We start from the raw sequence: 17,667 nt of genomic DNA, 5'->3' as shown, positions 1-17,667 counted from the left end.
GGTTGTTTACATTAATCGTTTCACATGCCTTGTTAGCCTCTCTGTGCTAATTTAAAGACGTTCTAGCCACGCTGTATCCCGTACAGTATTGTGGATTACGTTAATTTTAGACTATCCGAACGGAATTTTCAATTGATATTTCCAAAAAATGAAAAAAAGATGTGATTTTTAATTGTTCCTGACTCTAAAATACAGAAAAACCCTTGGAAACAAAGGATTTTGTTCCAAGGGTACTGTGTAATATTTATTTGACATCTTCCTCGACTTTATCGGCAGGTGTCACTTTATGGACTTCCGGCTCCTGCTCATCGCCAGGTGTGAAGTCATCGACAAAATGGTCGGTGCCGTTGTAAAGATCCAAGTGATAGAAGCCATCCTCATAGCGGACAACCGAAATGCTGGCATTATCCAGATGGCGGTCAATCGAGAAATCAGGAATGACGGCATGGATCATGTTCCGGATCGTCATCCCGTGGGAAACAATCAGAATGTTTCTTTCGGAATCGCGGTGCTCGCTGATCAGTTTGATCAAGCCGCGTTCGACGCGCAGCCAGAAAGTCATGTAATCTTCTGCTTCGTGGTAAGGATCCATTTCTTTCAATCCGTTCAGCTCTTCGATGACCGAGCGGTGGGCATCATAATTCGGCTCACCATTCGCGCTTCCCAGGAATTTATTCAGGTTTCCCCAGGTTTCACTCGCATCCAGTCCTTCAAAAGAGCCAAAGAATATCTCCCTGAATTCGGGCATCGCTACTACTTTCAAGTGATCGGCATGCTGGTTTTCTTTTAAAATGATCTGTGCAGTTTCAAAGGTCCGTCTCAAGTCGCTGCAGTAGACCGCATCAAATTTGACATCGCCCAAGCCTGCTCCGCTTCTCATGACATCGCGTCTGCCTCTGGGCGTCAATGGTGTGTCGGACCAGCCTTGCATCCGATTGTATTTATTAAGATAAGTTTCTCCGTGTCGCATAAAATAAAACGTTACTCCCTTTTTCAAGGTTAACCCGCCTCTCTCAAGCTACTTTCGCATTAGGATACTTGCTTTCCTTCTCTTATCTTAACAATTCCGGCGGCTGATTGCATCTATTTTCATACAACTATTTGTCGCTGAGCAAATCTTCGACGATTTCACCGGATTTATAGGCGCGCAGCAGCTGCTGCAGGTCGATGACTTGTTGGGTCAGCTTCTTGCCGACATCCGTCTGCCTTACTGTTTTGCGCTCCAATTCCTTGTCGACGATGCGTCGGGTCGAAACGATATCCTTTTCGTTTTCGATAGCATCCTGACGGGAAGTGAACGGCTGATGCGAAACCAGCTGCATCCCGAATGAGTTGTACAGCAGCGTATAGCCGGCAAGCCCTGTCGTATTCTGGTAGGCTTTCGAGAAGCCACCGTCGATGACGATCAGTTTGCCGTCCGCCTTCAACGGATTCTCGCCGATCTTTTCTTTTACAGGCGTGTGGCCATTGATGATATGGCCCTTCTTTGGATCCAGCCCGAATTCCTTCAATATTTTATAGGACAGTTCCACATTGTCGCGTTGCTCGTAATACAGGTTTTTCTTCTCGACGTGGGTTTCTTTATCGGCGACGTAAAGGCGCTCGAAAGTCGTCATCTTATCTTTCCCGAACAAGGACGAAGCTTTTCCTTCCCACAAATACCAAATCAGGTCCAGGCTGCGGATGTTGTGTTTGGTTGACTCGCGGTTCAGGTACCCTCTGCGCAACACTTCTTCGTATTTGTCCAAGAGAGCTTTGCCGCTGTACTTGACGTTGGCGATTGCCATCTCCATGAAGCTGCCGTCCGGATTCAGCGGCACGCAGCCGTGGAACAACAGATTGTCATTGTAGCTCAAATACATGCTGCCTTTGCTGAAAAGGAACTGGACATGTTTCTGTAGCCTTTCCGAATTCAGGAATCCGGTCCGGAGCCTTTCGACAACCAGTATCTCCTCTTCGGTCAAGCGGTACGGATCGGCTGGATCGACTGTCGGGAAATAGTCGCACAGGACCGGATATTCCTTCCCGTCCAACTGCACGGTTCCTTTTTCGTAGTCGATAAATTCCAGAACCATCCGATCGGCCATGTCGAATTCAGGGTGGCGTTTGATGATTTCCCCTTCTAGTTTGAACTGGATAATCGAAATGGCTTGATTCATTTTGGCGATCTGACGGATTTCTTCCGGGAAGATTTTACTTTCATCCTCGGTGTTGATTTTCGGCATGAATGTTTCATAGCGGTCCTCTTTGTATACCATTTCCGCGAACGTGATCAGCGGACGCAAAGAGATCCCATAAGCATCCTCGATAATTTCAAGGTTGTTGTAGCGGGCAGAGATGCGGATGACATTGGCCATACAGGCGGCTGACCCGCTCGCTGCGCCCATCCAGAGGACATCATGGTTACCCCATTGGATATCCAACTCGTGGCCATCCATGAAGGTATCGATGATTTTCCCCGGGAAGGGGCCTCTGTCGTAAATGTCCCCGACAACATGCAGGTGATCGACCACCAGCCGCTGGATGACATGCGAAATGGCAGAAATGAGCTCCGTAGCGCGATCCAGGGAAATAACGGTCTTGATGATCTTTTCGTAATAATCCTCTTTGTTCGTCATGATCGTGTCTTTGAAAAGCAGCTCCTCGATGATGTAGGCATAGTCGGCCGGGATCGCCTTTCTGACTTTCGAGCGCGTGTATTTCGAAACAGTGAACGCGCATAGTTCCGTGATGCGCAGCAAGGTCAAGGAGTAAAATTCATTGATTTCCTCTTCGGAGTCCAGACTGTCCACGATCAGATCGATTTTGTCTTCCGGGTAGTAGACGATCGTCGCAAGCTGATTCATCTCACGGGTGCTCAGTCTCCCTTGGAAAATTTCCCGGATTTTTTCTTTGACATTCCCGGATCCATTCCTGAGTACATGCTGCACGGCGTCGTATTCCCCATGCAAGTCGCTGATGAAGTGCTCGGTTGCTTTCGGCAAGTTCATGATGGCTTCCAAGTTGATGATTTCGGTTACAGTTTTTGCTGCTGTCGGATATTCTTTTGCCAGCAATCGAAGATACTTGTCTTTCGTTATCATTACAATTACACCCCTACTTTTGTCATTTCACTTAGAACGGAACCCCGCAAGGCAAACGTTGCTTACAGGATTATCTTTATTTATTCGTGACAAGATGATTACTTCTATCATAGCTTGAATTAAAAAAAAATGATAGACAAGATGCAAAAATTACACAATTGGTCACAACTTCGACTGTGTACCTTTCCGAGGTGGTTTCTTTGGATTAAGCCAGCTCCGTTCTGGTTGCCAACTCCGGCGAGGGTTGCCTCGTTGGAGTTGAATGTGGATTCCGCCGCTCTCCTCCTGCGAAGACTGCCTCGTCGGAGTTGAATCTGGGTTCCGCCGCTCTCCTCCTGTGAAGGGCGGATTCGCCGGAGCTGACGTTATCCTACCGCCATAAAGACGCCAAAACCGCAAAAAAACGCGCCTGCACTCCATCAGGAATGCGGACGCGTTCATTATGCAAATCTATGCTTATCTTTCTTTCATCGCTCTGTCGATTTCGCGCTTCATATCCTTTTGTTTCAATGCGTCACGCTTGTCGTAGCTCTTCTTCCCTTTTGCGAGTCCGATGAGCACTTTTGCGACACCATTCTTGAGATAGACCCGCAACGGCACCAGCGTCACGCCGGTCGTCTTCGTCTCCTCGATCAGGTACTTGATTTGCTTTTTGTGCAGCAACAATTTCCTTGTGCGCAGTGGATCGTGGTTGAAAATATTGCCTTGTTCGAATGGGCTGATGTGCACATTCTGCAGGAATACTTCCCCGTTCCGGATGCTTGCGTAGCCGTCCTTCAGGTTGATTTTCGCTTTGCGGACGGATTTGATTTCCGTTCCCGTCAGCACCATCCCGGCTTCTATCGTGTCGAGGATGATGTAATCATGGCTGGCTTTTCTGTTCTGCGCTAAAACTTTTCCTTCGCCTTTTGGCATAGTCCGGCACCTTCATTTCGTTAGCTTACTTCTTTTTGCCTCTTTCTTTTTTCCCTTTGGTTTTCTTGCTTGAATGGGAATAGAACGGCTCTTTTCCTTTTTCGGTCTTTTTGCGCGGCCCACTGTCGCGATCAGATTGCCGAGGATTCCGTTTTTTGCTCTTCGGAATCTTTGCACGGATCTGTTTGACCAGATCCAAGTCGCTCTGGGTCTGGGTCTTTTCCTTGTCGATGACAAGCGAAAAGTCGATTTCGCGCGTGATTGGATCCGATTTTTCTACTTTGATTTTGACTTTTTGGCCGATACGGTAAATGACGCCGGTCCGTTCGCCCATCAAAAGCAGGTGGCTTTCGATGTAGTTGAAATAATCTTCTGTCATTTTCGAGATATGCACAAGGCCTTCAACCGTGTTAGGCAACTGTACAAAGATGCCGAATTTCGTTACGGAGCTGATGACGCCTTCGAACTCTTGACCGACTTTGTCCATCATGAACTCTGCCTTCTTGAGCGATTCGGTTTCGCGTTCCGCGTCAACCGAGCGGCGTTCCATCTGCGAACTCTGAACGGCGATATCAGGCAATTGCCCTTTCCATTTCTCAACCACTTTAGGCTCAACAATGCCTTTTCCATACGTGCGGATCAAGCGGTGGACGATCAAATCGGGATATCTTCTGATTGGTGAAGTGAAATGGGTATAATCCTTCGCAGCCAAGCCATAGTGGCCGACTGGTACAGCATCATATTTCGCTTGCTGCATGCTGCGCAAAAGCGTGGTTGAAACAACAGCTTCGTATGGTTCGTCCTTGACTTTCGCCAAAACGGCCTGCAGTTGCTTCGGTTTGACGTTTTCATGCGTACCGCTAACGAGAATGCCGAATGTCGTCACGAATTCCAGGAAGCGCATCATTTTGGTCGGGTCCGGTTGATCGTGGATCCGGTAGATGAAAGGCAGATTCGCCTTCGTGAAATGATGGGCGATCGTTTCATTCGCGCTCAACATGAAGGATTCGATGAGGCGCTCGCCGACACCGCGATCCGTCACATAGATGTCCAACGGATGGCCATTTTCGTCCACGATGATTTTCGCTTCATCCGATTCGAAATCGATGGCGCCGCGTTTTTGGCGTTTCTTCAGGAGAATCTCATGCAGGATGCCCATTTCTTCGAACATCGACACAAAATCGCTGTATTTTTCGCGCAACTTCTTGTCGTGGTCCGTCAAAATCGCATTGACATCAGAATAGGTCATCCGCTGTTTCGACTCGATGATGCTCGGGAAAATATCATAGGCGACAACTTCCCCATCCGCATCCAATTCCATTTCACAAGACATCGTCAAACGGTCTTCATGCGGCAACAAGGAACAGATGCCGTTGGATAATTTTTGAGGCAACATTGGCACGACACGGTCCGTCAAATAGACACTGGTGCCGCGCTCATAGGCTTCGCGATCGATCGGGGAATTCTCCGTCACATAATAGGAAACATCCGCGATGTGCACGCCCAACAGATAATTGCCATTTTCGAGTCTCTTCAAGGAAATCGCATCATCCAAGTCTTTGGCATCGGCCCCATCAATCGTGACGATTTGTTCCGAACGCAGATCCCGTCTGCCTTCCAACGCCTCAGCTGGAATCTCTAATGGAATGCTTTCAGCCTGGGCCAAAACATCTTCCGGGAATTCCGAAGGGATACCGAACTTGTAAAGGATTGCCAGGATATCAACGCCTGGTGCATCCTTATGGCCGATTTCTTTCGTGACCAACCCTTCCATCTTGACCGGATTCTGCGGTGTCGGATAGCTGGTGATTTCCACCAGACAGACACTGCCTTCAACAGGATGGATGCCTTCTGGTTTGATGTAGACAACGATACTGTTTATTTTCGTATCCCGCGGAACAACAAATCCCAAAAAGCCGGTCTCTTCACGGCGATCGGAATCGTAAGGAACAAATTCGCCGACCACCTGATTTGATTTGCGCGTCAGAACAGCCGTTACCTCGGCTTCGACTCCTTTGTCATTCCAAGGCTCCGCCTCGCGGGTGATCTTCAACTCGACCGTATCGCCGTCCATCGCGCTGCCTGTTTTGCCGCGCGGGACAAAGAGGTCACTCTCGTTCGGATCGACCGTCACAAAACCGAAGCCGCGATCATTGCTGCGGAAAGTACCTGTCAAAGTGGCGCCTTGGACCTTAAGACGGAACTGCCCGGTCTTGTTCAGCAACAGGATGCCTCTTTCCTCCAACTGTGCAAAGACTTTGACCAATGCCTTGAATTCTTCGGATTCCGTGTAGCCTAACGCTTCACTTACTTCCTTCAAGGTCATGCTCTTTGCGGCATGCTCCTGAAAATAGGCTAGAACGTCAATTTGGATCTGATCTATCTTTCTCATACTTATCCCTCATTCCAATTTAGTCGGTTCAAAAATGCCAATACTGTTTCTTCAAATACGTTTCTGTCTTTCCCAACGGTGATGACGTGCGTTGCTTCCGGGAAGAAATGATAATCCACGTCAGCGTCCACGAGGCGATCCGCCAACAATTTTCCGCAGTCGGCGCTGATCATTTCATCCTTGCCGGATTGCGCGATGTAATAGGGAACGGCGATATCGGACAGATTCGCGTTTATCAGTTCTGTAAACTCATCAAATTGGGCAAGCTGGGCATTCAATTTTGGCTTCATTAGCGCCAATTCATGCTCGATTTCCAGATTTGCCATGCCCAGTTTCTTTTTAGACATCTTGGCGAAATGCATAAAACTGATTGGCACCCGCGATTCCCCAAAACTGATGATCGGTGAATTGAAGGAACCCCCGCCGATGAATCCGCCTGTTTCGATAGCCCTTGTCGCCATGACGCCGCCCATTGACAACCCGAATACGGCAAGCTGATCGTAGCCCTTTTCCATCAGTTCTTTTTTTGCGCGCATCACATCAGCGAACCAAATAGCCGGGTTGCCCAAATCGAGGATATCTTCAAAACGGCCGGTCGCATGTCCCGTAAAATTCGGTGCGTATACAGTATACCCGTTCCGTTCCAAAAAGCGTCCCAACAAACGCACATCATTTGCACTGCCGGTATAGGCATGCAGCAAAAGAATGGCGCGCGGGCCAGCTTCGAAGAAAAAGGGTTCTGGTAAATTGATTGCTTTCATAATATTCCTCCCAACTCGTTCATCTTCATTTTACTGTATTTACAGCTTTTTTCCTAATATATCAGATATTTGCAGTCGAAATTTTTTAGCAAGACATAAGTAGCACCCATGGTTTTGTTCAGCATACTTTTCAGGCGAAAAAAAAGCAGAACCCGGTAATGTGGTTTCTGCCTACAATAGTTAATTTGAGGATAGATAGGTTAAAGCCAGGGCAATCAAGATGAAAAGTGCTCCCAAAACGACTGTGATCTGACGCAAAACCGCTTCAAAGCCTCTTGCTTTTTGTTTGCCGAATAATTGCTCCGCTCCACCTGTAAGTGTGCTGGCTGCATTTGTTTTTGATGGCTGCATCAGCACAACAATGATCAACAGCACAGAAACAACCAAAAGGGCCGTTAATAGTACATCGTATAATGACAAAGGATGGACCTCCCTATAATAATTTTCTACTACTAACTTTAGCACAAACTATAGGGTTTTGCTAGCAATTTCAGAAAAGAAAAGCGCCCGGACCCGCTCCCCTCCACTGGAGGGGACAGTCCGAACGCTTTTGCCGTGCTTTTTATTGAGGTATCGCACTGTTGAAACGTGTTCTGATTCGCAGGGGATTCCGCCTATGCTGACTAACCCACAAGGACAAAAAGCGTCCTCTTTGGGTTAGTCCTCTTAGTGCTCATCCCCTCCCGCGAATCATCACACTCTCTTATCTTCTGATGATGCGGACGTTTACGATGCCATCGATTGTTTTGAAATTTTCAACGACTTCATCCAGAATTGCTTGATCTGTTTCGGCGATATCGATGACAGTGTAGGCATAGTTGCCACGGCTGCGATTCAGGATATCTTCGATGTTGATGAAGTACTTAGCCAAGCCGGAAGAAATCTGGCCGACCATGTTCGGGATGTTCTTGTTGATGATCGTCAAACGGATGGGTGATTGCATCGCGATGTCGATTGACGGGAAGTTCACGGAATTGACGATATTCCCTGTTTCCAGGAAGTATTTCAATGTTTGAGCTGCCATGATTGCGCAGTTCACTTCAGCTTCCTCTGTAGAAGCTCCCAAGTGAGGCAATACAATGATAGCATCATTGTGAAGCAAAGCTTCGTCGGCAAAATCCGTTACGTATTTGCGGATGCTCTTTTCTTTCAATGCTGCCAGCATATCAGCCGTGTTGACCAATTCGCCGCGGGCAAAATTCAAAAGAACAGCGTTATCCTTCATTTGAGCCAGGAAGGCAGCGTCAACCATACCTTTTGTTTCGGCATTGACTGGTACGTGAATGGAAATGTAGTCCGCTTTAGCCAATACTTCAGCGATTGAAGCAGCTTTTTGGACACGACGGTTGATGTTCCATGCAGTTTCCACGGAAACATATGGGTCATAACCGATGACTTCCATGCCTAAACGGAATCCATCATTGGCCAACATCGCACCGATAGCACCCAAGCCTATGATACCCAAGGTTTTTCCGGAGATTTCTGTCCCTGCGAATTGGCTTTTGCCTTTTTCGACTTGCTTTTCGACATCGTCACCGCTTAATGTTTGGACCCATTCCATTCCTTCTTTGATCGGACGTGCAGCCATGATCATAGCCGCCAAAACCAGTTCTTTTACCGCATTGGCATTCGCACCAGGCGTATTGAAGACAACCACGCCTGCTTCGGAACATTCTTCAACCGGTACATTGTTGACGCCGGCGCCGGCACGAGCGATGCCTTTTAGGCTTTCAGGGAATTCCATGCCATGCAGTTTTTCGCTGCGCAGGATGATACCGTCAGGATTTGCGCCTGAGTTAAGGATGAATTGATCTGCGTTCAGTAAATTTAAGCCTTCTGGAGCAATCGCATTGTAAGTTTTAATCTCGAACATTATTTGAATTTCCCTTCTTTAGCTTCAAAAGCTTTCATAAATTCTGTTAATTCTTTCACGCCTTCATAAGGGAATGCATTGTAAATACTTGCGCGCATACCACCAACAGAACGGTGGCCTTTCAGGTTCAGGAAGCCTAATGCTGTAGCTTCTTTGACGAATTTCGCATCCAAGTCTTTGTTTCCCGTAACGAATGGGATATTCGTCAATGAACGGGAATTGATAGCAACAGGGGAAGAGAACAAGTCTGATTCTTCGATTGTGCGGTACAGTAAGCCCGCTTTTTCTTCGTTCATTTTCGTCATCGCTTCTACGCCGCCCAGATCCTTCAACCATTCGAAGACTAATTTAGCTACGTAGATGGAGAAGCTTGGTGGTGTATTGTATAACGAATCATTTTTGATGTGTGTACGGTAATCAAGCATGCTTGGTAATTTATTCTCGGTCTGGATCAGATCTTCTTTCACGATCACGATCGTCAATCCTGCAGGCCCGATATTTTTTTGTGCGCCAGCATAGATCAAACCGAAGTCATTGACATCGTAACGGTTGGACAAAATGTTGGAAGACATATCGGCAACGATAGGTGCATTCACGAAACGAGGGATTGTTTGGAAAGCCGTTCCTTCGATTGTGTTGTTTGTTGTGATGTGGATGTAATCGTATGCTTCGTCTGTTTCCGGAATTTCAGGAATGTAAGTGAAATTATCCTCTTCGGAACTAGCCAATACTTCCATATTTGGTACTTTTAAGATTTTAGCTTCAGAGATGGCTTTCTTAGCCCATGATCCGGAGTTGATATAACCGACTTTGCCGCCTTTTCCAAGATTCATCGGAATCATGGAGAACTGCAGGCTTGCGCCACCTTGTAAGAACAAGACTTTATAGCCTTCAGGGATATTCATCAATTCCCTTAATAATTGCTCTGCGTCTGAAATAATCTCTTCGAACAAGGAGGAGCGGTGACTCATCTCCATAACTGACATGCCACTATCTCTGTAGGATAGCATTTCACTCTGTACTTTCTCTAAGACTGATTCTGGTAGTATTGCTGGACCAGCGGAAAAATTTCTTGCTCTTTTCATCCTTTTGTCTCCCCCTTATCAATTGTCCTCATTAATTATTAATAATAATTTAATCTTATTATAGCAGATTCCGCGACGAATGAAAGCGAAAATGCCCATTTTCCAAAAATAATTACATGCGGATGTTAGGAACAAACCTATAAAATAAGAATATATCGGAACTCAACTCAATTTTTTTGGCTCAAAACCGAACATTGTGGCTTTAAGGCACAAAAAAAGTCCGGCGTTCCAAGCGCCGGACTTTCTCTCGCGTCTGGTCTTGCCAGACGTTAATTATGTGAAGACAGTGTTCCAAGCAGCTGCCTTTCTGTTAAACAATTAAAATTATTTGTTTTTTAGGTTGTAGAAAGATTTCAAGCCATCGTATACAGCCAATTCGCCTAATTGATCTTCGATGCGTAACAATTGGTTGTATTTAGCGATACGGTCAGTACGGCTCAATGAACCAGTTTTGATTTGTCCAGCGTTTGTTGCAACAGCGATGTCAGCGATTGTAGCATCTTCTGTTTCGCCTGAACGGTGAGAAACAACTGCAGTGTACCCAGCTTTTTTAGCCATTTCGATAGCTTCAAAAGTTTCAGTCAATGAACCGATTTGGTTAACTTTGATCAGGATTGAGTTAGCAACGCCTAATTCGATAGCTTTAGAAAGTTTTTCAGTGTTTGTAACGAACAAGTCGTCACCAACGATTTGAACTTTGTCGCCTAAAACTTCAGTTAATTTTTTAGTACCTTCCCAGTCATTTTCATCTAAGCCATCTTCGATGGAGATGATTGGGTATTTTTTGCATAGGTCAGCGTAGAATTCGATCATTTCATCGACAGTCTTTTCGCCTTCGCCTGAATCAGCTAAGTCGTAAACACCTTTTTCTTTGTTGTAGAATTCTGAAGAAGCAGCATCCATAGCAAGAACAACGTCTTTACCAGGTACATATCCAGCTTTTTCGATTGCTTCGATGATTACTTCGAAACCTTCTTCGTTTGAACCCAAGTTAGGAGCGAATCCACCCTCGTCACCTACTGCAGTAGAGTAACCTTTAGATTTCAAGATTGCAGCCAACGCGTGGAATACTTCAGCACCCATACGTAGAGCTTCTTTGAAAGTAGGCGCGCCTACTGGCATGATCATGAATTCTTGGAAGTCGATGCTGTTGTCAGCATGTGATCCGCCGTTGATGATGTTCATCATTGGAGTTGGCAATGTTTTAGCGTTGAATCCGCCTAAGTATTGGTATAATGGAATATCCAGGTAATCTGCTGCAGCGCGAGCTACTGCGATAGATACTGCCAAGATTGCATTTGCGCCCAATTTTTCTTTGTTAGGAGTGCCATCTAAGTCGATCATAGTTTTGTCGATAGCTAATTGGTCACGTACGTCGAAACCTAAGATAGCATCAGCAATGATGTCGTTTACGTTTTCAACAGCTTTCAAAACACCTTTTCCAAGGTAACGAGCTTTGTCGCCATCACGTAATTCGATTGCTTCGTGTTCGCCAGTAGAAGCTCCTGATGGAACCATTCCGCGTCCGAAAGCGCCGCTCTCTGTGTAAACTTCAACTTCGATAGTTGGATTTCCGCGTGAATCTAATACTTCTCTAGCTAAAATATCTGTAATGTATGGCATGGTTTTCTCTCCTTTGAGTTGGCTGAATTACTTGTCTTACCAAGTATCATTTTAGACAATTTTCGTACTTTATGCAATAGCTGAAACGTTTTGCTTACGCTTTAACGATCAGCGATTCGCCAGTCATTTCTGCTGGTTTTTCTACGTTCAATAAATCAAGCATAGTTGGAGCAACATCGGCAAGTTTGCCATCTGTGCGCAACGTAACGCCTTTTTTCGTTACAATCACTGGAACTGGTACAGTTGTGTGCGCAGTATGCGGTTGTCCGTCTTCAGTGGACATAGTATCCGCATTACCATGGTCAGCAAAAATGATGGCATAACCATCTTTTGCAAGGATTGCGTCCACGACTGCTCCCAGGTTTTCGTCAACTGCTTCGATTGCTTTGATTGTAGGTTCTAACATACCTGAATGTCCTACCATGTCAGGGTTCGCAAAGTTAAGGATGATGGCGTCGTATTTGTCGTCATTGATCTCTTTCACTAATGCTTCGGCCACTTCATAAGCGCTCATTTCAGGTTTCAAATCATAGGTTGCAACTTTCGGTGAAGGGATCAGGATGCGTCCTTCGCCTTCAAAAGGCTCGTGACGTCCGCCATTCATGAAGAAAGTTACATGTGGATATTTTTCAGTTTCCGCGATACGCAATTGCGAAAGTTTGTGTTGCGCCAGAACTTCACCCAAAACGTTTGTCATCGGGATAGGCTTGAAGGCGATATCCGCGATTACAGTGTCTTGGTAAGAAGTCATCGTCACAAATTTCACGTTTGTTGCGCGCTCTTTGCGGTCGAATAGTGTCCACTCTTCGTTAGTGAAGGCATTTGAGAGTTGGATTGCGCGGTCCGGACGGAAGTTGAAGAAGATGATGGAATCATTATCCTTCAAAGTTCCGATCGGTTCGCCGTCTTTGACGATGACGGACGGCAATACAAATTCATCTGTTTTATTATCTGCATAGCTTGCTTTAACAACATCCTGTGCAGATTCAAATTTTTCCCCTTCGCCGTGTGCGATGGCATTGTACGCCAATTCCACACGTTCCCAACGGTTGTCACGGTCCATAGCGTAGTAACGACCTGAAACAGTCGCGATTTCGCCAAGTCCGATTTCTTCCATCGCTTTTTCCACTGTTTCGATGTAGCCTGGTGCGGCGTGTGGATCCACGTCGCGGCCATCAAGGAAAGCATGCAGATAAAGTTTTTTGACGCCTTTTTCTTTTGCGCTCTTGATCAAAGCAATGATATGGTTGATATGACTGTGCACACCACCGTCAGAAAGCAGACCGAAAAGGTGCAAAGCAGAATCATTATCGTTGGCGTGATCGTAAGCACCGACAAGCGCTTCGTTCGTCAAGAATTCGCCATCGATGATGGCTTTGTCGATTCTCGTCAAACTTTGGTAGACAACTCGTCCGGCACCAATGTTTGTATGTCCTACTTCGGAATTACCCATTTGACCTTCAGGCAGTCCAACAGCAAATCCGGAAGCTAGCATCGTTGCATGCGGAAAATTGTTCCAATAACGGTCAAAGTTCGGTTTTTTTGCTAGCTTAACCGCATTGCCCATCATTTCGTTTCTCCAGCCGAAACCGTCTAAAATAATTATTGCTACCGGTGTTTTACTCATTATTTAATAGCCTCCAATAATGCTAAGAATGAATCAGGAACTAAACTAGCACCACCTACCAACGCGCCATCAATATGTTCTTCAGCCATGTATTCTGCAATGTTTTCAGGTTTAACGCTGCCGCCGTATTGAACGCGGACTTTGTCAGCCACTTCTTGTCCGAAGATTGTAGCAACAGTTGCGCGCACTACGCCGCAAGTGTCGTTCGCATCTTTTGCAGTAGAAGATTTGCCAGTACCGATTGCCCAGATTGGCTCATAAGCGAGAACAAGGTTAGCCACTTGGTCTGCAGTCAAATCTTTCAAAGCAGCCGTGATTTGTCCTGATACCCACTCGTTTGTTACGCCTGATTCACGTTGTTCCAACGTTTCGCCACAGCAAACGATAGGAGTCATACCATTACGCAGAATAGCATGTGCTTTTTTATTGATATCTTCATCTGTTTCGTGGAAGTACTCACGTCTTTCAGAGTGTCCAATAATGACGTAGTCGACGCCTAAGTCCCCTAAAGCTTTCGGGCTGATTTCACCAGTGAAGGCACCCTCTTCTTCAAAGTAACAGTTTTGCGCGGCAACTTTCAAATCAGTTCCCTCTGTAGCTTCTACCATTTTTTCTAAAAATAAAGCCGGTGATCCAATAACAGCTTCTACTTTATCAAAAGCAGGAACCTTAGTTTTTACAGCCTCGATAAATGCTTGTGCTTCCTTAGCTGTTTTGTTCATTTTCCAGTTACCGGCAATAATCGGTTTACGCAATATAATCACTCCTTAAGATAGGTTGCTTATTTGTCAGAAATTGATGCTACACCTGGTAATTCTTTGCCTTCAAGGTATTCCAAAGATGCTCCGCCACCAGTTGAGATGTGCGTGAAGTCATCAGCAAAGCCTAACTGCATAGCAGCTGCAGCTGAGTCTCCGCCGCCGATGATTGTTACAGCATCGTCTAATTTAGCGATTGCTTCGCAGACACCGATTGTTCCTTGAGCAAAGTTAGATAATTCGAACACACCCATAGGTCCGTTCCATACGACAGTTTTCGCGCCTTCAAGCTCTTTAGTGAACAACTCAATGGAAGCAGGTCCGATATCCAATGCCATTTGGTCAGCAGGGAATGCTTCGTTTTTAGCGATTGTGATTTCTCCATCGTTGCCGAACTCATGAGCCATTTTAGCATCGATAGGCAAGATCAATTTGTCGCCAGCGCTCTCCAACAATTCTTTAGCCAATTCAACTTTATCAGCTTCCAATAAGGATTTACCGATTTCCAAGCCTTGTGCTTTCATGAATGTGTAAGCCATACCGCCACCGATAAGTACTTTGTCGGCTTTGTTCAATAAGTGTTTGATAACACCGATTTTGTCGCTTACTTTCGCTCCGCCTAAGATAGCTACGAATGGACGAACAGGCTCGTCAACAGCTCCGCCGATGAACTTGATTTCTTTCTCCATCAAGAATCCAGCTGCGCTTTCAAGGTTAGAAGCGATTCCGACGTTGGAAGCATGTGCACGGTGAGCCGTACCGAATGCATCGTTAACGAACAGGTCGCCTAGGCTAGCCCAGTATTTGCCCAATTCAGCATCATTTTTGCTTTCTTTTTTGCCGTCAACATCTTCGAAACGAGTGTTTTCGAATACCAAAACATCTCCGTCTTTCAAAGCTGCAACTGCTGCTTCCAAGGCTTCGCCGCGTGTTTCAGGAACGAAAGTGACTTCTTTGCCCAATAATTCAGCCAAACGGTCAGCGACAGGTTTCAAGCTCAACTTCGCTTTGTCTTCTTCAGTTTTTACTTTTCCTAAGTGAGAGAAAAGGATGACTTTTGCGTTATTTTCGATCAAGTAGTTGATTGTAGGAAGAGCTTGAACGATACGGTTGTCGTTAGTGATTGCTCCATCTTTCATCGGAACATTGAAATCAGCACGAACCAATACTTTTTTTCCAGCTACATCTAAATCTGTTACAACTTTCTTTGTCATTACGTCGCCTCCTGATATGTGTATCTACATAAGAAAAGCGAGGAAGCGCGTTGCCTCCCCGCTTTTGTTATCTTCTACGATTCAGCTTTCATTATATGAAAGACTTGATCTTATAAGCTAGCAAATTCTACTAAAGTACGTACTAATTGTGAAGCGTAAGACATTTCATTGTCATACCAAGAAACAGTTTTAACTAATTGCTTGTCTCCAACTGTCATTACTTTAGTTTGTGTAGCATCGAATAAAGAACCGAAGTTGATGCCTACGATGTCGCTTGAAACGATTTCGTCTTCAGTGTAGCCGTAAGATTCGTTAGAAGCAGCTTTCATAGCAGCATTGATTTCTTCAACAGTTACAGTTTTTTCCAATACAGTAACTAATTCAGTCAATGAACCGGTAGGAACTGGAACACGTTGAGCAGCTCCATCTAATTTGCCTTTCAATTCAGGCAATACATCGCCGATAGCTTTAGCAGCACCAGTTGTGTTAGGAACGATGTTTGCTGCAGCAGCACGTGCACGACGGAAGTCACCTTTAGGATGTGGAGCATCCAAAGTGTTTTGGTCGCCAGTGTAAGCGTGGATTGTAGTCATTAAGCCTTCAATGATTCCGTATTCGTCGTTCAATACTTTAGCCATTGGAGCCAAGCAGTTAGTTGTGCAAGATGCGCCTGAAACGATAACATCTTCAGCATTTAATTCGTTATGGTTAACGTTATAAACGATTGTTTTAACGTCGCTGCCTGCTGGAGCAGATAAAAGAACACGTTTAGCGCCTGCATCAACGTGAGCTTGAGCTCCTGCTTTGCTCATGAAGAAACCAGTACATTCCAATACGAACTCTACGCCAAGTTCTGCCCATGGAAGATCTGCTGGGTTACGTTGTGATAACACTTTGATGTCTTTTCCGTTTACAGTGAAGAATCCGTCTTTAACTTCTACATCACCATTGAATCTGCCTTGAGTTGTATCATATTTCAATAAGTGAGCTAACATTTTAGCGTCAGTCAAGTCATTGATTGCTACAACTTCGATTCCTTCTACTTCTTGAATACGGCGGAATGCTAAACGTCCAATACGTCCAAAACCGTTAATACCAACTTTTACTGTCATACTGAGATTTCCTCCTTAGGATAAGTCAAAATTTTTATTTTAAAGGGTTACCCCTTTTAAAATCAGATTAGCTGCGCCCTCATCCGTAATCAGCCATGTTTGATGCGGGGCATATTTCATGAACGCTTTAATAGCCTTGGCTTTCGTGCTTCCCCCTGCAATGGCCATTGCGTACGGGATCTTTTCGATTTCTTCAATCTGAAGCCCGAATCGGGACAATCGATAGACGATTTCTCCATTCTCATTGAAGTAACAACCAAAGGCTTCACCTACCGCGTTATGCGCTTCTAGGGACGAAATCAACCCATGCGACATCCTGCGTCTTTCCATCATTACTTTAGCATTACCGATGCTATATAACAAGCAGTTTGCCTTTTTCATGACGGATAAAGTATGTTTGATCGATGGCTCGGATTTCATTGATGCATAAGCTTTTTCGCTCAAATTATCGGGAACGAAAAGTGCCATGTTCTCACCGCCGACCAATTGCGCCATACGATCGCTGACACTGTTGGCTTGGATCGACATGGATTCGCCTAAACCGCCTCGTGTCGGGACAAAAATGAACTCCCGGTTCTGTGACAATTCAGGTGAAAAATGTTCGGCAGCCTGTGCCATTGTACTTCCGCCAGCAACAGCAACGATAAATTCGCCTGCCGGCAATAACGCATGCAATTCTTTGGCGGCAGTTTTTCCGATTTCATCCAGAACGGATGCATCTTCATCACTATCACCACGAACAATCCTACAAAACTGAATGTTCAAATAATCCGCTAACGCCTTTTCTTTCGCATTCATATTCAGCAATAACCGCATGAATCTTTCCAGTTGACGAAAGATGTCTTCGCCTTCCTCAGTCAATTCCATCCCGTTCTTTGAACTGGAAAGAAGACCTTGTTTCCGCAAAAAATCTGTCTCAGTCCTTAAAGTCCTTTCTGACAAGGAAACTTTATCGGCCAGGACGCGTCTCCCGACTGGCGCATACATTTGGATATTACGCATGATATGGTAACGATTTTGAAGGACTGACATAATGTCCGGGACTATTTGCTGCAAGACTGAAATAGACTCTTCCATAACAACCCTCTTCATTTGCACGTGGACGCTTTTCGCCCCGCTGCAATCTTAGGCGGTCCTCGTTTATTTCATATCAGGAGAGATGGAATAAGGCTGCAAATACTTTTTGCATCCGTCTAATCTCCCTCGTCTTTACTTGCTTATTTT

The 17,667-nt window shown here is 45.5% G+C and carries 14 protein-coding genes; all 14 read right to left on the bottom strand.

Annotation, left to right across the window (positions count from 1 at the left end; all coding sequences use genetic code 11):
* Nucleotides 1-244 precede the first annotated feature (244 nt).
* Entirely contained in the window at nt 245-970 is a 726-nt protein-coding gene (locus AC0J5I_RS09845; protein WP_475299645.1) for a histidine phosphatase family protein, read from the bottom strand.
* A gap of 127 nt (nt 971-1,097) precedes the next feature.
* The gene (locus tag AC0J5I_RS09840; protein ID WP_475299644.1) at nt 1,098-3,083 is read right to left on the bottom strand and encodes a fructose-bisphosphatase class III; all 1,986 of its coding nucleotides are present in this window, start codon (nt 3,081-3,083) and stop codon (nt 1,098-1,100) included.
* A 456-nt stretch (nt 3,084-3,539) separates the two neighbouring features.
* Complete coding sequence (gene smpB, locus AC0J5I_RS09835) at nt 3,540-3,998, bottom strand: SsrA-binding protein SmpB (protein ID WP_086627473.1); 459 nt, start codon at nt 3,996-3,998, stop codon at nt 3,540-3,542.
* Between the two features lie 25 nt (nt 3,999-4,023).
* Nucleotides 4,024-6,390 (bottom strand): ribonuclease R, encoded by a 2,367-nt coding sequence (gene rnr / locus AC0J5I_RS09830; protein WP_475299643.1) that lies wholly within the window; start codon nt 6,388-6,390, stop codon nt 4,024-4,026.
* Nucleotides 6,391-6,392: 2 nt separating this feature from the next.
* Complete coding sequence (locus AC0J5I_RS09825) at nt 6,393-7,151, bottom strand: alpha/beta hydrolase (RefSeq protein ID WP_475299642.1); 759 nt, start codon at nt 7,149-7,151, stop codon at nt 6,393-6,395.
* 180 nt (nt 7,152-7,331) lie between these two features.
* On the bottom strand, nt 7,332-7,571 hold the full coding sequence (gene secG, locus AC0J5I_RS09820) for a preprotein translocase subunit SecG (RefSeq protein ID WP_068561081.1): 240 nt from the start codon (nt 7,569-7,571) through the stop codon (nt 7,332-7,334).
* A gap of 283 nt (nt 7,572-7,854) precedes the next feature.
* Nucleotides 7,855-9,024, bottom strand: coding sequence for a phosphoglycerate dehydrogenase (locus tag AC0J5I_RS09815; protein ID WP_475299641.1), 1,170 nt, complete (start codon nt 9,022-9,024; stop codon nt 7,855-7,857).
* A complete protein-coding gene (serC, locus tag AC0J5I_RS09810) occupies nt 9,024-10,109 on the bottom strand; it encodes a 3-phosphoserine/phosphohydroxythreonine transaminase (protein WP_475299640.1) in 1,086 nt (361 codons plus the stop codon). The genes AC0J5I_RS09815 and serC overlap by 1 nt, the downstream gene beginning before the upstream one ends.
* A gap of 324 nt (nt 10,110-10,433) precedes the next feature.
* A complete protein-coding gene (gene eno, locus AC0J5I_RS09805; protein ID WP_106450750.1) occupies nt 10,434-11,732 on the bottom strand; it encodes a phosphopyruvate hydratase in 1,299 nt (432 codons plus the stop codon).
* Between the two features lie 94 nt (nt 11,733-11,826).
* On the bottom strand, nt 11,827-13,359 hold the full coding sequence (gene gpmI, locus AC0J5I_RS09800; protein WP_475299639.1) for a 2,3-bisphosphoglycerate-independent phosphoglycerate mutase: 1,533 nt from the start codon (nt 13,357-13,359) through the stop codon (nt 11,827-11,829).
* Complete coding sequence (gene tpiA / locus AC0J5I_RS09795; protein WP_108032125.1) at nt 13,359-14,114, bottom strand: triose-phosphate isomerase; 756 nt, start codon at nt 14,112-14,114, stop codon at nt 13,359-13,361. The genes gpmI and tpiA overlap by 1 nt, the downstream gene beginning before the upstream one ends.
* Before the next feature lie 26 nt (nt 14,115-14,140).
* Nucleotides 14,141-15,331 (bottom strand): phosphoglycerate kinase, encoded by a 1,191-nt coding sequence (locus AC0J5I_RS09790; protein ID WP_475299638.1) that lies wholly within the window; start codon nt 15,329-15,331, stop codon nt 14,141-14,143.
* Nucleotides 15,332-15,441: 110 nt separating this feature from the next.
* Nucleotides 15,442-16,443 (bottom strand): type I glyceraldehyde-3-phosphate dehydrogenase, encoded by a 1,002-nt coding sequence (gene gap, locus AC0J5I_RS09785; RefSeq protein WP_475299637.1) that lies wholly within the window; start codon nt 16,441-16,443, stop codon nt 15,442-15,444.
* 39 nt (nt 16,444-16,482) lie between these two features.
* Nucleotides 16,483-17,520: a sugar-binding transcriptional regulator gene (locus tag AC0J5I_RS09780; protein ID WP_475299636.1), complete on the bottom strand. Its 1,038-nt coding sequence runs from the start codon at nt 17,518-17,520 to the stop codon at nt 16,483-16,485.
* Nucleotides 17,521-17,667 lie beyond the last annotated feature (147 nt).

The organism is Trichococcus sp. TS_SC_9 (assembly GCF_056156325.1).
This window is presented reverse-complemented; position numbering and strand designations above follow the sequence as displayed.

Excerpts from the sequence above, each read along its gene's own strand:
- AC0J5I_RS09815 (WP_475299641.1), bottom strand. The coding sequence starts at position 9,024 with ATGTTCGAGATTAAAACTTACAATGCGATTGCTCCAGAAGGCTTAAAT.
- AC0J5I_RS09840 (WP_475299644.1), bottom strand. The coding sequence starts at position 3,083 with ATGATAACGAAAGACAAGTATCTTCGATTGCTGGCAAAAGAATATCCG.
- gap (WP_475299637.1), bottom strand. The coding sequence starts at position 16,443 with ATGACAGTAAAAGTTGGTATTAACGGTTTTGGACGTATTGGACGTTTA.
- AC0J5I_RS09780 (WP_475299636.1), bottom strand. The coding sequence starts at position 17,520 with ATGGAAGAGTCTATTTCAGTCTTGCAGCAAATAGTCCCGGACATTATG.
- gpmI (WP_475299639.1), bottom strand. The coding sequence starts at position 13,359 with ATGAGTAAAACACCGGTAGCAATAATTATTTTAGACGGTTTCGGCTGG.
- AC0J5I_RS09845 (WP_475299645.1), bottom strand. The coding sequence starts at position 970 with ATGCGACACGGAGAAACTTATCTTAATAAATACAATCGGATGCAAGGC.
- AC0J5I_RS09790 (WP_475299638.1), bottom strand. The coding sequence starts at position 15,331 with ATGACAAAGAAAGTTGTAACAGATTTAGATGTAGCTGGAAAAAAAGTA.
- eno (WP_106450750.1), bottom strand. The coding sequence starts at position 11,732 with ATGCCATACATTACAGATATTTTAGCTAGAGAAGTATTAGATTCACGC.
- rnr (WP_475299643.1), bottom strand. The coding sequence starts at position 6,390 with ATGAGAAAGATAGATCAGATCCAAATTGACGTTCTAGCCTATTTTCAG.
- AC0J5I_RS09825 (WP_475299642.1), bottom strand. The coding sequence starts at position 7,151 with ATGAAAGCAATCAATTTACCAGAACCCTTTTTCTTCGAAGCTGGCCCG.
- smpB (WP_086627473.1), bottom strand. The coding sequence starts at position 3,998 with ATGCCAAAAGGCGAAGGAAAAGTTTTAGCGCAGAACAGAAAAGCCAGC.
- serC (WP_475299640.1), bottom strand. The coding sequence starts at position 10,109 with ATGAAAAGAGCAAGAAATTTTTCCGCTGGTCCAGCAATACTACCAGAA.